Below are 13,984 nucleotides of genomic sequence, written 5' to 3' on the forward strand. Positions count from 1 at the left end.
AGAGAAAAACGGGACGGGTTTTCGGCAGCTCAGACGAGATATCCAACCCTTGGTTTTTCTGTGTTCTCTGTGTCCTCTGTGGTTCCAAACCGAGACTGAACGATGGGCAATAATTTTCAGTTCATTCAGGTACCGCGTTCCGACCCCGAGAAAAAGTCGGCGGAGGTACGGGTCAAGGAATACCGGGAGATCTACGGGCAGTTCGACCAGGCGTCGTCCGCTCAGCAGTCGGATCGCTGCCTGTCATGCGGTAATCCCTACTGTGCCTGGAAGTGCCCGGTTCACAACTATATCCCGCACTGGCTGCAGCTGGTGGAAGAGGGCAACATCACGCAGGCGGCGGAGCTCTCTCATGCCACCAATACGCTGCCTGAGGTGTGCGGGCGCGTCTGCCCCCAGGATCGTCTCTGTGAAGGGGCTTGCACACTGAATGACGGCTTCGGCGCGGTCACTATCGGCGCCGTGGAGCGTTACATTACCGACACTGCGTTCGCCATGGGCTGGCGTCCGGACCTCTCCCAGGTCAGCGAAACCGGCAAGAGAGTGGCGGTAATCGGTGCCGGTCCTGCAGGGCTTGGCTGCGCCGACGTGCTGGTGCGCAATGGGGTCAAACCGGTCGTCTTCGACCGTAATCCGGAGATTGGCGGCCTGCTCACCTTCGGTATTCCCGAATTCAAGCTGGAAAAAACCATCATGACCCGCCGTCGCGAGGTCTTTGAAGGGATGGGCGTGGAGTTCCGGCTGAATACGGAAATCGGCAAGGACATCGCATTTCAGGAGCTGGTGGACGAGTATGACGCGGTCTTTCTGGGTATGGGCACCTATACCTTCATGAAGGGTGGCTTCCTCGGGGAAGACCTGCCCGGTGTCCATGAAGCCCTGCCGTTTCTGGTTTCCAACGTAAAAAACTGTCTCAACATGCTGGATGAAGATGAGACGTTCGTCTCCATGAAGGATCAGCGTGTGGTGGTACTCGGCGGCGGCGATACCGCCATGGACTGCAACCGCACCTCGATTCGGCAGGGCGCGAAGAGCGTCACCTGTGCCTATCGTCGTGACGAAGCCAACATGCCGGGCTCCAAGCGTGAGGTGGCCAACGCCAAGGAAGAGGGTGTGAAATTCCAGTACAATCGTCAGCCGGTAGAGATCGTCGGCGAAGGCAAGGTGGAAGGCGTCAAGGTGGTTTCCACACAGCTGGGTGCACCCGACGAACGCGGCCGCCGCCGGCCTGAACCGGTGCCCGGTTCCGAAGAGGTGATCCCCGCCGATCGCGTCATCATCGCATTCGGGTTTCGCCCGAGCCCGGCGTCATGGTTCCAGGGTGCCGGCATCGAAGTGGACGAAAGCGGCCGGGTCAAGGCTGCCGAGCAGCAGGACTACAAAAAACAGACCAGCAATGAAAAGATCTTTGCCGGCGGCGACATGGTCCGTGGCTCCGATCTCGTGGTCACCGCCATCTGGGAAGGCCGCAAGGCCGCCGAAGGGATCCTGGATTATCTTGAAGTTTAAAAAGATTAACCATTAAGGACGCGAAGAACGCAAAGGCTGATCCTACGGATGGCGTGCCACACTTGGCGGCAACCATAATCGGGAGTGCGGATTCGATAAGTGTCTGTTTTCTCCGGGAGCGGAGTAAACAATCAAGTCCTTTGCGTATCTTGGCGCTCTTTGCGGTTAATGGCCCTTTATGTCTGAAGAGTGCATGATTCGATAAGTATCGGTTTTCTCCGGGACGAGCGGAGTAAACCAATTAAATCCTTTGCGCACCTTGGCGCTCTTTGCGGTTAATGGCCCTTTTATGTCTGAACTGAAAAACGATCGTTTTCTGCGTGCCCTGGCCCGTCAACCGGTGGATGTGACGCCGGTGTGGATGATGCGCCAGGCGGGGCGTTATCTGCCGGAGTATCGGGCGATTCGGGAGAAGGCGGGCAGTTTTCTGGACCTCTGCACGAATCCGGAGTTGGCCTGTGAGGTGACCCTTCAGCCGCTGGAGCGTTTCCCGTTGGACGCGGCGATCCTGTTCTCGGACATCCTCACTATTCCGGACGCCATGGGCCTCGGCCTCTATTTCGAGACTGGCGAGGGTCCCAAATTCGAACGGCCAATCCGCAGTGAGGCGGACGTCAACCAGCTGCCGGTGCCGGACCCCGAGGATTCGCTGCGCTATGTCATGGATGCGGTGCGGGTGATTCGTCGTGAGCTGAATGGTCGCGTGCCGCTTATCGGTTTCTCCGGCAGCCCGTGGACACTGGCCACCTACATGGTCGAGGGCGGCTCCACCAAGGACTATGCCCGCGTCAAGGGTATGATGTACGACCGACCGGACCTGATGCACCGGCTCCTCGAGAAGACCGCCGATTCGGTGATCTCCTATCTCAACGCCCAGGTGGCGGCCGGTGCCCAGGCGCTGCAGATCTTCGACACCTGGGGCGGTGTTCTCACGCCGCGCGACTATCAGGAATTCTCGCTGCGTTACATGAAACGCATTGTCGAAGGCCTCACCCAGGAGTCGGAAGGCAGGAAGGTCCCGGTTATCCTCTTCACCAAAGGGGGTGGCCAGTGGCTCGAGGATATCGCCGCGACCGGTTGCGACGCCGTTGGCCTGGACTGGACCACTGATATCGGCGAGGCTCGTCGCCGCGTGGGCGATCAGGTGGCGCTGCAGGGCAATATGGACCCGTCCGTGCTCTACGCCTCACCCGAGCGTATCCGCAAGGAGGTGGAGGTGATTTTGGAGAGTTTCGGGCCCGGGGAGGGTCACGTCTTCAATCTTGGCCACGGCATCCACCAACATGCCGAGCCCGACCATGCGGCCGTTTTCGTCGAAGCGGTTCACGAACTGTCGGCCAAATATCACCAGGGCTGACGCCCGTAGCTTCGAAAAACCCCTCCTCGAGTCCATGTCGATCGTGGCTGACAGCCCCGGGCGCCGGGCCGGCGCCTTTCCGCCGGCCCGGCGTTGAGGCCTCAGGCCGGTGCAGCGATCGGTGATTCTCCACTATCCTTGCGCCGGCGGTGCAGCAGGCCCAGTCCGGCGAAGCCCGCGACAAGCAGGGCCAGGCTGCCGGGTTCGGAGACGGAGACCCCGTTTCCCCCTCCATCGGCCCACAATCGGGATTCCAGCGTCGGCGTTGAGGGCATGGTGGACATGGTGCGGGTGCCGTCACCGAACTGGTACACCAGGTTGCCTCCCGACCATTCGACCCATAGAGAATCGAACCACCGCTCGCCCTTTCCTACCGTGAAATCGTACGACAGCTTGTCGAATTCGTGGGCTCCGTCGTTCACGGGGTTGGGGCCGTTATAGTACTCCTTGATAGTGTCGCCCCCGGATGCAAAGCCCCCGGTGATATCGGCGGCGCCGGTAATGTTGACGTCGCTGGCGATATTTCTGGCATCGAAGCCCCATAGGCCGAGATAGTTACCATTGCTGAGTTGATAGACCTGTTGAGTGCCACCCCCTTCGACCTGTAAGTCGACAATGGCAGCTGCATTGGCACCGGATGCCAGCGTTAGCGCCGCCACGGTTCCGGTAAGGTGCCAAATTCCCTTTGTCTTCATGCAATTTCTCCTTTTTAGCACGTGTATAACCAGCCGCAGTAGTGCGACTAACGACAGTCTATAAGCTGGATAGGCCGTCCGATATACAGTCAATCCCTACTCCCGACTGCGGGAAAGCGGTAGATCCGCGGGCAAGGGAAGCCGGCGACTCCGTGACATCGCCAGCCTTTTCGATATCAGCGATTCAAGACCCGTGCAACGGTGAACAGTACGCCGAAGTAAAACAGCATGGCAGCGGCGAGAAGGAGAGCGATACCACCGAACAGGTCGGGTGCCTTCATCAGGGTGGTCATGAGAGACTCCTGATAGGTGAAGTACCACTGCTCCCCCGCTGGAAAAATCCACTGGTGGGCGGCATAGAACAGCTTCGTGGGACCGATGCCGATGACCAGCAGGGTGGCCACGGCCGTGAAAACGAGGGTCCCGATCAGCACACGGGAGAGGCGGGGGACCGACGTTCCGGACTGGCGCAGGAGCACGGCACCGACCACAAGGAGGGCCACTGCGAGGTAAACGGCACGGTAGAACCTGTCGATCAGGCGAGCGACGGACTGCAGGTGGACCCGCTCCGGAGTGCGGAGAAACGGGTGGGTATTGTCCTGGTGATCCCGATAGCGGATCGTATCCAGCCCTTCTCCCTGTTGGTGTACCGCGGTGCTAATGGCGCTGAAGATCGCCAGGTGTTCCTCGCGGATGGTGGCTTCGAAACCCGGTCGGTACCGATTCCGCGCAGCCCATTGCTCGATGTGCTGCTCGATAGTGAGTGTCTCGTAAAGCCAGGGGTAGCCGAAATCAACGACCCGCAGGCTGCTCCACGCCAACCCGGCCGCTGTCACTGCCAGAGAGACAATAAAGAGTGTTTGCAGCACGGCGACTGAAAAGCGTCGGGCAAGGTCGGTTGCAAAGGTCATTAAGAGGAGCCCTGTGTCATCGGCTGATCCTATACCGACGGGCCCCCGAAAATACAGGACGGGCTCGCGATCAGGGACTGCGCCCCTCCCGACCGGCGAGTGCCGCAAGAAGCCAGCGTTTCACTTCGCCGTGGACCTCCTCGGCGACCTCATCCAGTACGTGGCCGGCTCCCGGATAGATACGCAGCGTTTTCGGTTCCTGCGCATTGCGGAACAGCGCCATCGAAGCTTCGCTGGACAGCACTTTATCGGCATCGCCGTGCAAGAGCAGCAGCGAGCACTCCGGTCCCAGACGGCCGACCACAGGTTCGGCACCCCGGCTCTGACTGGCGAGCGTTACCACGGTAGTGACCGGCTCGGTGGCTTCGGCGGCGGCCCTTATCACCACAGCACCCCCCAGCGAGTGCCCCACTAGTGCCAGGCGGCTGAACCCTTCGTGGTAGAGGTAACTCACCGCTGCCAGTACATCCTCGATACCCATCTCCATCTCGCGCGGATTGCGGAACTTGAGTCGAAGCGAGGCGATGCCGTTATCAGTCAGTTCGGTGGCGAGGGTTGGATAGAGACCGCGAGCCGGGGTGTCCCAACCTCCGCCAATCCCGCCAACCCAGATCACCGCCGCCTGCGCTCCGGGGGCCGGGTAGAGGCGACCCTCGATATGGCCGTCATCCAGTAACTCGAGATGAACGCGTCGGTAGTCCGTCATCCTGTTTCCCGCCGATGAAATCCCTCCCTGCAGTCTAGGAGCCTGACGGTGATACAGCGACACACGCGCACCGTAGGGCGCATTCTGACGCGTCACCATCACTCTAATAAAACCGCCAGATCTCAAGCTGGCACCAATCCTAGACCCGAGGCACATCCAAATGCGCCGTCTCCGACCCCCATCGAATGGTCCCCGTAGGGGCGCATTCTGATCGTCCGGGGCACAACCAAATGCGCCGTCTCTGACCATCGCCGAAAACGGTGCATTTGAAGAATGCACCCCATGAGGTACGGGGAATCTCTTCCGTCGGAGATGAAGATAAGGACGCAGGAGACAGCGGAAACTACGGGTCAGCTAACGCTTGCGTCGCCTGGCGCGCGGGTGGGCCTGGTCATAGACGCTTGCCAGGTGCTGGAAGTCCAGATGGGTGTAGACCTGCGTAGTGCTGATGTCGGCGTGCCCGAGCAGCTCCTGCACGGCACGCAGGTCCCCCGAAGACTCGAGGATGTGGCTGGCAAAAGAGTGGCGCAGCATGTGGGGATGCACCGGCACCTCAAGCCCTTGCCGCCGGGCGTGCTCACGGAAACGCAGCTGTACCGCGCGTCCCGAGAGGCGTTTGCCGCCCTTTCCCACGAATAGCGCCGTCTCTTCCAGGTCCGCCAGTTCACCTCGGCGGCGCAGCCACAGTGCTATCGCCTCCAGTGCTTTCCGGCCTACCGGTACCACTCGGGTCTTGGCGCCTTTCCCGGTTACCCGCACCACTGCATCATGCCGATCCAGATCGCTCGTATCCAGTCCGACCATTTCCGCCAGACGTAGCCCCGAGGAGTACATCAACTCCAGCATGGCCTGATCCCGCACCGCCAGCGCATCGTCGCCGGTGATGGTCAGGAGCTGCTCCATCTGGTCGACATTGAGGGCCTTGGGCAGGCGCTTGTCGCTCTTCGGGGCCGGGATATCCGCGCCGGGATTCTGGGTGGCGAAGCCTTCCCGGATCAGATAGCGGAAAAAGCCCCGCAGGGCGGAAAGCTCCCGTTGCTGGGTGCGGCCCCCGGCGCCGTGCCGGTGGCGCCAAGCAACAAAGGCGCGGACCCGATGCACATCCACCTGGCTCCATTCGTCGATTCCCGCTTCGTTGCAGAAGAGCACGAGTCGACTCAGGTCGCGGGCATAATTCGCAGTGGTGTGGGGGGAGAGGCGGCGTTCCAGGCGCAGATGCTGAAGAAAGGCATCGACCTGCGCCAGTTCTGCTTCAATCATCAGACCGCCAGGTGGGCACGGAGAATGCGCGTGGCCACCGCACCCAGGTGGGAAACAAACACGGTGCCCATTTCCGGGTGGAAGCGCTTGGGATCGATGCTGCCGATGCCGAGCAGCCCCAGGCAGGCATCGTGCCGGGATTCACAAAGCGGCAGCAGGATCGATGAGGTCACTTTGGTTGCCGCGCCTCCGAACAGAAACTGCTTCTGTTCGGGAGTGATATATCCACAGACCGGTTGCTTGCGGTCCATGGTTCGCGCAAACGAGGCGAGTTCGGGGGCCGTTGGTTCGATGGCCTCCGGTCGGTCCCAATCGCCGAACAGCCGCAGAGCGACAAAGTCGGCGTGAAAGTCTTCGCGCAGGCCTTTTTCCAGTACGGCCAGGGCCTCGTCGATGTTTTCGCTGGTGATCAGCTGGAGAATCAGCACCTGCAGCTGTTCCAGCAGCAGTTCATTGTTGCGTGCGGCGCGGGCGAGGTGCTGGAGGTGCCGCTGAAGCTCGTTATTGCGCTCCCGGAGGTGCTGTACCTGGCGCTCGACCAGGGATACGGCGCCGCCGGTGGCGTGGGGGATATGGAGTTTTTCGAGTAGCTTTTCGCGGCCCTCGAAAAACTCCGGGTGGACTTCGAGGTAGGCAGCGACGCTCTCCTCGCTCGATTCCGCCTTCGCCTTCGGGGTGCTCGATTCCTTCATAGTTCGATCTCGCCTTCGAATACGTGGGCCGCAGGGCCGGTCATCCACAACGACTGCCCCGGACCCGGCCAGCGGATGGTCAGCGAGCCGCCCGGCAACTCCACATCCACTTGTTCATCCAACAGGTCCCAGCGCCGGCCTACCGCCACGGCAGCACAGGCGCCGGTGCCGCAGGCCCGGGTTTCGCCGGCACCGCGCTCGAATACACGCAGCCGGACATGGTGCCTGTCGACGACCTGCATGAAACCGACGTTAACCCGTTCGGGAAATAGCGGATGGGATTCCAGCTCGCGGCCCAGCGCTTCAACCGGAGCCCTGTCGATATCACCGACCAGCAAGACTGCATGGGGATTGCCCATGGATACCGCGCCCAGAGTAATCTCCTCCCCACCTGCGCTGAGATGGTAGTGCTCCCGTTCCTGTTCCACCGCCATCGGCAGTGACGCCGGTTCGAAGCGCGGCCGGCCCATATTTACCCGGACCCGGCCATCGGCTTCAACATGGAGGTGAATGACGCCCGAGGCGGTTTCCACCGCGATGGCGTCCTTTTCCGTCAGCCCCTTGTCACGGACGAAGCGGGCGAAGCAGCGCGCGCCATTGCCACACTGCTGCACCTCGCCGCCATCGGCGTTGAAAATCCGGTAGCGGAAGTCGAGCCCGGGGCGCTGCGGGGACTCTACGAGCAGCACCTGGTCACAGCCAACGCCCAGACGCCGGTCGGCCAGGAAGCGCACCTGTTCCTCAGAGAGCGAAACGCTCTGGCGGATTCCGTCGAAAACAACAAAATCGTTGCCAAGTCCATGCATTTTGCTGAAATTGAGCCTCATTTCACTCCTTTTCGGGGCAACCCGCATGGTGAACAGTGTACCACGGGGCGCGGAGTACACGGAGTTGAACAGAGCCTAAACCACGGAGAACACTGAAGAAAACCTGGTCTCAACATGGTCTCCGCTTCCTGCCTCCCTTTCGCTCGGGCTTATAGCCGCCCGCTGATGGTCAGGTGGCGGTCACCGACCGCCCTGACCTGAAGCGACAGCCCCGCCGTTTTCACCTGCTGCTCTATTTCTTCGGGCCGGTAGGCGGCCAGCAGCGAGTGGTAGAAATCGTGCCGCAAGACCTCCGGTTCGCCGGAAGCATACGTGTCCACCAGGCGTTGAGCCTGTTCACGGCTTGCGGGGCGCATCAGGTCCATCACGAATATCGGTGCACCGGGCTGGCCGTGAACGGCGATTGCCTCCCAAAGTACCATTGGATCGGCCAGATGGTGTAATAGACTGTTGCTGATCACCGCATCGTAGTGCCTCCGGGGCAGGTCGGCACCCGGAAAATAACCTTCGATGAGACGGATGCGCTGTTCCAGGCCGGAGCGGGCAATGGCCGCCTTCCCCAGCTGCAGCATGGCAGGGGCACCGTCCACACCGTGCAATGTGCACGCCGGGTGGTGCCGGGCCACCCGGATAGTGATATCCGCCGGGCCGCAGCCGAGGTCCAGTACGCAACCGCGCAGAGCCTCGCTGCCGAAGGCGTCGTTCAGCAACTCCACGAAACGCTCGTGCGGAGCCTCGAAGTCGGCTTCGGCATAGGCGCGCGCCTGCTCCGCTTCGTCCATCAATTCAGGTTCGGGGACTCTTTCCATTTTACTATGGGCCTAACCGCAAAGGCGCCGAGAGCGCTAAGATAATTTTTAAAGGAGCTGAAGGATCGTTTCTGAGCAGCTTTCGGCTCCTTTTCAGCTGACCCCACCCTAAACAGATCGTAATTGCTCACCCTATCAGAACCCTAAGAGCCGGGAGTGACGAGGCGTAACGGCGTCTCCGAGACTCGCGTAGGCCATTCCCTCCCCCTGTGGGGAGGGTCAGGGGGGTGAGTAGTTACAATAGATCCCAGAAAAAACTTTGCGCCCTTTGCGCCTTTGCGGTGAATGGTTTTGAAGTTTAGGGAAGTAGCCGTTCGCGGGCGAACAGCTCCTCAATGCGCTCCCTGGGGCGGATCTCGTGGACGGTGTCGCCGTCCACCATCAGCTCCACGGGGCGTGGCCGGGTGTTGTAGTTCGAACTCATCGTGAAGCCGTAGGCCCCCGCCGAGCGTACCGCCAGTAGATCACCTTCCGTCAGTGCCAACTCCCGTTCTTTGCCCAGGAAGTCCCCGGTCTCGCACACCGGCCCGACGATATCGTAGAGGCGCGGCGGGATATCACCCCGGGGGATCACCGGTATGATCGCCTGCCAGGCGTTGTAGAGGGCCGGACGCATGAGGTCATTCATGGCGGCATCGACGATGGCGAAATCCTTGTGTTCGGTATGCTTCAGGTACTCGATACGGGTCAATAGCACGCCGGCATTGCCGATAATGGCCCGTCCCGGTTCGATCAGCACTTCGAGACCCCGGCCGGCGAGGCGCTTCAGCAGTGGGTCGAGATAATCTCCGGGCAGCGGCGGCTGTTCATCCCGGTAGGTAATGCCCAGCCCGCCCCCCAGGTCCAGGTGGTTGATGGTAATACCGTGCTCATAGAGACGATCCACCAGGATGAGTACGCGCTCCAGCGCATCGATGAAGGGGGTCACTTCCGTGATTTGCGAGCCGATATGGCAGTCGATGCCGGATATTTCGATGTGGGGCATCTCTGCAGCGCGAACGTAGACGGTCTCGGCCTGATGGATATCGATGCCGAACTTGTTTTCCTTAAGCCCGGTGGAGATATAGGGATGCGTGCCGGCGTCCACGTCGGGATTGACCCGCAGAGAAACCGGCGCCTTCATGCCCAATGCACCCGCAATCCGGTTGAGGTGCTCGAGTTCCGGTTCCGACTCGACGTTGAAGCAGCGGATCCCCACCTCCAGGGCCCGGCGCATCTCCTCCTCACGTTTGCCCACGCCGGAGAAAACCACTTTTGACGCATCGCCTCCTGCTGCCAGCACGCGCTCCAGTTCACCCACCGAGACGATGTCGAAGCCGGAGCCAAGGCGTGCCATCAGCCCCAGTACGGCAAGGTTGGAGTTGGCCTTGACGGCATAGCACACCAGGTGTTCTACGCCCGCCAAGGCGGCATCAAAGGCCCGCCAGTGGCGCTCGATAGTCGCGCGGGAGTAGACATAGGCGGGCGTGCCGTAGCGGACAGCAACCTCGCTGAGGTCGACATCTTCCGCATAGAGCCGGCCGGTACGGTATCCAAAATGATCCACGCGCTAGTTCCCCTGATCCTGCTGTTCTTCTCCCGGGAGGTGAAGCGGGCCTTTGGCCCCGCATCCCGAGGAAAGCATCGCCGACACGCCCAGCAGTGCGATGACCGCCCACAGGGCGTATTGTGCCCAACAAATCCGCATCACAATGGCCTCAATCCGGTTTGGCTTAATCCAAGCCGCCCAGTATAAACCGAGCCGATGGAACGTGACCAAATCGGCGGCAGGTTGGCAGGCCCATAGGGCACTTCTATTAATCCAACACGGTTCTGCTCGCGGCCGTTTTGTCCGCTGGCAAGGCGCAGCGAGTGATGTGTGGTTGCTTCACATGAACGAGCTGTAACGCAGCCCAGCGGGCAAAACGGTCCCGAGCCCGAAGGGTTGGGCCCAAAATCGCCGATCCCGGCGTTGCGCTGCTTGACAAGGGAGCCACCCTTGCCTGCGCAGCGCGCCTTGGCCTCGGCGATTTTGGACCCAACAGAATCCGCGTTGGATTAATAGAAGTGCCCTATAGCTGCTCTCCGGCGCCGCACCTGTTGAGTGTGCGGTTGTCCGGGTGGAGGCGGTGGCAATCAGCCGGATTTCCGCCAAACCCGCGTGCGGTTGTTGGCGGGCATCTCGTAATCGTTCCGGAGTATCAGGCCGGCCCGGTTTGCCAGCTCATCGACTGCCTCGGCGTCACGGATCCCGCTGGCGGGGTCACGCTCCCTGAGCCATTCATCGAAGCGACGATTGCTCTCGCTGGTATAGCGCCCGTCATAGTTGAACGGGCCGTAAAGGGCGAACTTGCCGCCGACGGGCAGCAGTTGTCCGATCCCGGCGAACAAGCATTCGACCGAGGGCCAGTCCATGATGTGAATCGTGTTGGCCGAGAACACTGCATCGAAGTCCTCCATCCCGTGCCAGTTGCCGCCGCAGGCATCCAGGTCGACAGGCGGCAGTACGTTGTCGGGGCCATCGACGAGCCAGGCGTGAATGCCGGGGTGGTTGTCTCTGAGATCGGCCGTCTGCCAAACCAGATGCGGCAGATGGCGGGCGAACCACACGGCATGCTGACCGGTACCACTGCCGATCTCGAGCACACGTCCCGGGTCGGTGAATTCCCTGCGCAGCACGTCGAGGATCGGCGCTTTGTTCTGCTCGCAGGATTCGGCAAAAGGCTTGGGCATGATCCCTCCTGTACACCCTGGTGGGTCTTCGGTCACAATGGATGAAATCCTAATGATGTAGATCAATGTTAGATGATTAGCATATGCTAATCTATTAGCGAATTTGACTGGCCTACAGATAAGGACGCGGACGATGAAACACCTGCTGGCCCTGCTGTTTGCACTACTGGTTACAGGACCGGTTTTTGCAGCGCCCGATGGCGAAGCCCTGTACGGACGTCACTGTGCCGCCTGCCACGGGCATAATGGCAACGGCGGTGTCGGTGTACCGCTGGCGCTGCCGGATTTTCTGACCAATGTCAGCGACACTTATCTGTCCAGGACCATTCGCGACGGGCGTCCCGGCCGGGTGATGCCCGCCTTTGAAAACCTCGACGACATTCAGTTGCGAGCAATTATCGACTACATCCGTACCTGGATGCCCGAAGGCAGCGCGACGCCCGAACATGATACGACACCGGTCGTCGGTGATATCGGACGGGGCAAGCGACTGTTTGCCGAGCATTGTGCCGAGTGTCACGGGGCCAACGGTGAGGGCGGCGCGGGAACCGGCGTCACCTTTTCGCGGCCACGCGACTTGCCGGTGATTGCCCCCGCCTTGCACAACGCGGCCTTTCTGCACGCAGCCACCGATCAGATGATCCGAACGACTTTGATGCAAGGACGCGACGGTACCCCGATGGAGTCGTTTCTCAAGCAGGGACTTTCGGAGCAGGACATCAACGATGTGGTGGCCTACGTTCGCTCCTTCGAGGAAGACCCCCTGCCCTCGGGACAGCACGAGGGCGAAGAGCCCTACCTGTCCATCGAATCGTTCTCCTCCTTCGACGACACGGTGGCGAACCTCAAGCAGGCGGCTCTCGGTCGCAACTTCCGGATCATTCGCGAACAGAATCTGGAAAACGGTCTCTTCTCCGAAGAGGAGGAGAATGCCCGCCAGCGCATCGTCTACTTCTGCAATTTCAAGCTGATTAACGAGGCGATGAAGCTCGATCCGCGGGCCGGTATCTTCATGCCCTGCCGGATCACGGTGGTGGAGATGGACGATGGCACGGTCAAACTGATGTCCATCAACCCGAAGTTCATGTCGCAATTCTTTAACAATAATGCCCTGAATGAGCCGTGCACGGAGCTGTCCGAGCTCTATCTGGGGATCATGGAGGAGGCGAGCCTGTGAACCGCTACACCGCATCACTTCTCCTGCTCCTTGGCCTGTTCCTGGCGGGAGTAGTCAACGCCCAGCCGCTGCTGATGGTACGCGCCCAGCAGTCTTTCCCCGAAACCATGCTGGCCCTGCAGGGCGTTATCAGCGACCACGGATACCGCGTATCGCGTGTGCAACGGGTCGATATAGGACTGACGGCCAGCGGCTATGCGACCGACAAATACCGCATCGTCTTTTATGGAAAGCCCGAACAGGTCCGCTCATTGACCGCGAAATACCCGCAGCTGATCCCTTATCTTCCGCAAAAGATCACCATCTTCGCGGAAGAGGGGGATACGTTGGTGACCACCGTGGATCCCTCCTTCTACCGAAAGCTCGTCGCCGACCCGGAGGCGCATGCCATCTTTAAGCAGTGGCGTTCGGACGTGGAGTCGATGCTCGATGAGATCTCGGGAGCGGAGTAGCTGCCTGAAAGCGGGCCTGGCGAATCCCCTCCGCCAAGCATGCAACAGTACACTAGCGGGTGGTGAAGCCGCCGCTTTGACCACCTGTTCCGGGCGATCGGGACGGGTTTTCTTGGGCGTCGATGGTCAGGGGTTATCCGGGTCGCAGCTTCCCAGCCGCAGCCACTGTCCGCGCTCGCAACGCAGTAGTTCATCACCACTGCACACCATGCTTTTGTCGGCGTAGTTCTTGCCGTTGAAGTAGCAGACGGGCGCTTCACCCAGCTCCTGCTCCACCACCTCGAAGTCCTCGGCGGTCTCTTCGACGATAGGGGAATTGCGTTTCTCCGGATCGGGTGCGCCGACATGGGGTGCTCCGACTCTCTCGCTCACTGTTTTTCCTCCCTCTGATTTCCGGGGGCTACAATGCCCGAGGATAGCGGCTCGCCCGGGACCGAGACAACCTGAAGCAAGTAAAGCAGGCTAGACGAAGCGTGTCATGGCTCGAAGTCCGATCCCCGGCCGGCCACGCCCCGGACCCGTTCCACCGGAAAGCGCCCCTCGTTGATATCGGTCTTCTCGTTGGCGGCCTTGACCAGGTCGACGCCCAGGCGATCGGCGCAACGGATCAGGAAGATGAAGATGTCCGCCAGCTCCAACTCCACCTCCCGCTGCTTTTCAGGAGCCAGTTCGGCGCTCTGGGCCTCGGTAATCCACTGAAAGTGCTCCACCAGCTCCGCCGCCTCGGCGATAAGCGCCATGGAGAGGTTTTTGGGGGAGTGAAACTGCTCCCAGTCGCGATCCTCGGCGAAGCGCCGGAGTCTCTGTTTGAGCTCGTCGATGCTGTCCGTCATAAGCCTCTGCGGTGTTGATGATGTACGCGCGGTCTCCCGGGGAC

The 13,984-nt window shown here is 60.8% G+C and carries 15 protein-coding genes; 4 read left to right on the forward strand and 11 right to left on the reverse strand.

Annotated elements, in window-relative coordinates; all coding sequences use genetic code 11:
• Positions 1–102 precede the first annotated feature (102 nt).
• Entirely contained in the window at positions 103–1,509 is a 1,407-nt protein-coding gene (locus tag BLP65_RS14510; protein WP_092998663.1) for an FAD-dependent oxidoreductase, read from the forward strand.
• 289 nt (positions 1,510–1,798) lie between these two features.
• The gene (gene hemE / locus BLP65_RS14515) at positions 1,799–2,866 is read left to right on the forward strand and encodes a uroporphyrinogen decarboxylase (protein ID WP_092998665.1); all 1,068 of its coding nucleotides are present in this window, start codon (positions 1,799–1,801) and stop codon (positions 2,864–2,866) included.
• A gap of 101 nt (positions 2,867–2,967) precedes the next feature.
• Here the strand turns inward: hemE and BLP65_RS14520 are convergent, their stop codons facing one another.
• The 9 genes from BLP65_RS14520 to BLP65_RS14565 form a co-directional block, all read right to left on the reverse strand.
• Positions 2,968–3,561, reverse strand: coding sequence for a PEP-CTERM sorting domain-containing protein (locus tag BLP65_RS14520; protein WP_092998667.1), 594 nt, complete (start codon positions 3,559–3,561; stop codon positions 2,968–2,970).
• Positions 3,562–3,737: 176 nt separating this feature from the next.
• Positions 3,738–4,472: a lipoprotein intramolecular transacylase Lit gene (locus BLP65_RS14525; protein ID WP_092998669.1), complete on the reverse strand. Its 735-nt coding sequence runs from the start codon at positions 4,470–4,472 to the stop codon at positions 3,738–3,740.
• Positions 4,473–4,542: 70 nt separating this feature from the next.
• On the reverse strand, positions 4,543–5,178 hold the full coding sequence (locus BLP65_RS14530) for an alpha/beta hydrolase (RefSeq protein ID WP_092998671.1): 636 nt from the start codon (positions 5,176–5,178) through the stop codon (positions 4,543–4,545).
• Positions 5,179–5,532: 354 nt separating this feature from the next.
• Positions 5,533–6,438 (reverse strand): tyrosine recombinase XerC, encoded by a 906-nt coding sequence (gene xerC / locus BLP65_RS14535; protein ID WP_092998673.1) that lies wholly within the window; start codon positions 6,436–6,438, stop codon positions 5,533–5,535.
• On the reverse strand, positions 6,438–7,130 hold the full coding sequence (locus BLP65_RS14540) for a DUF484 family protein (RefSeq protein ID WP_092998675.1): 693 nt from the start codon (positions 7,128–7,130) through the stop codon (positions 6,438–6,440). The genes xerC and BLP65_RS14540 overlap by 1 nt, the downstream gene beginning before the upstream one ends.
• Positions 7,127–7,957, reverse strand: a complete 831-nt coding sequence (gene dapF, locus BLP65_RS14545; RefSeq protein WP_092998677.1) for a diaminopimelate epimerase — start codon at positions 7,955–7,957, stop codon at positions 7,127–7,129. The genes BLP65_RS14540 and dapF overlap by 4 nt, the downstream gene beginning before the upstream one ends.
• A 149-nt stretch (positions 7,958–8,106) precedes the next feature.
• Entirely contained in the window at positions 8,107–8,766 is a 660-nt protein-coding gene (locus tag BLP65_RS14550; protein ID WP_092998679.1) for a class I SAM-dependent methyltransferase, read from the reverse strand.
• Between the two features lie 298 nt (positions 8,767–9,064).
• Positions 9,065–10,312 carry a diaminopimelate decarboxylase gene (lysA, locus tag BLP65_RS14555; protein ID WP_092998681.1) on the reverse strand — a complete coding sequence of 416 codons (1,248 nt, stop codon included), beginning with the start codon at positions 10,310–10,312 and terminating at the stop codon, positions 9,065–9,067.
• A 569-nt stretch (positions 10,313–10,881) separates the two neighbouring features.
• Entirely contained in the window at positions 10,882–11,478 is a 597-nt protein-coding gene (locus tag BLP65_RS14565; RefSeq protein ID WP_217632011.1) for a DUF938 domain-containing protein, read from the reverse strand.
• Positions 11,479–11,611: 133 nt separating this feature from the next.
• On the opposite strand from BLP65_RS14565, the gene BLP65_RS14570 reads away from it, so the two are divergent.
• Both BLP65_RS14570 and BLP65_RS14575 read left to right on the forward strand, forming a co-directional pair.
• Entirely contained in the window at positions 11,612–12,655 is a 1,044-nt protein-coding gene (locus BLP65_RS14570; protein ID WP_092998685.1) for a c-type cytochrome, read from the forward strand.
• Positions 12,652–13,107, forward strand: a complete 456-nt coding sequence (locus BLP65_RS14575) for a DUF302 domain-containing protein (RefSeq protein ID WP_092998687.1) — start codon at positions 12,652–12,654, stop codon at positions 13,105–13,107. The genes BLP65_RS14570 and BLP65_RS14575 overlap by 4 nt, the downstream gene beginning before the upstream one ends.
• 126 nt (positions 13,108–13,233) lie before the next feature.
• Here BLP65_RS14575 and BLP65_RS14580 read toward each other — a convergent pair whose 3' ends face one another.
• The gene (locus BLP65_RS14580; protein ID WP_092998689.1) at positions 13,234–13,479 is read right to left on the reverse strand and encodes a hypothetical protein; all 246 of its coding nucleotides are present in this window, start codon (positions 13,477–13,479) and stop codon (positions 13,234–13,236) included.
• A gap of 104 nt (positions 13,480–13,583) precedes the next feature.
• Positions 13,584–13,940, reverse strand: coding sequence for a nucleotide pyrophosphohydrolase (locus tag BLP65_RS14585; protein WP_092998691.1), 357 nt, complete (start codon positions 13,938–13,940; stop codon positions 13,584–13,586).
• Positions 13,941–13,984: the final 44 nt, after the last annotated feature.

The organism is Thiohalomonas denitrificans (assembly GCF_900102855.1).
Classification (GTDB): domain Bacteria; phylum Pseudomonadota; class Gammaproteobacteria; order Thiohalomonadales; family Thiohalomonadaceae; genus Thiohalomonas; species Thiohalomonas denitrificans.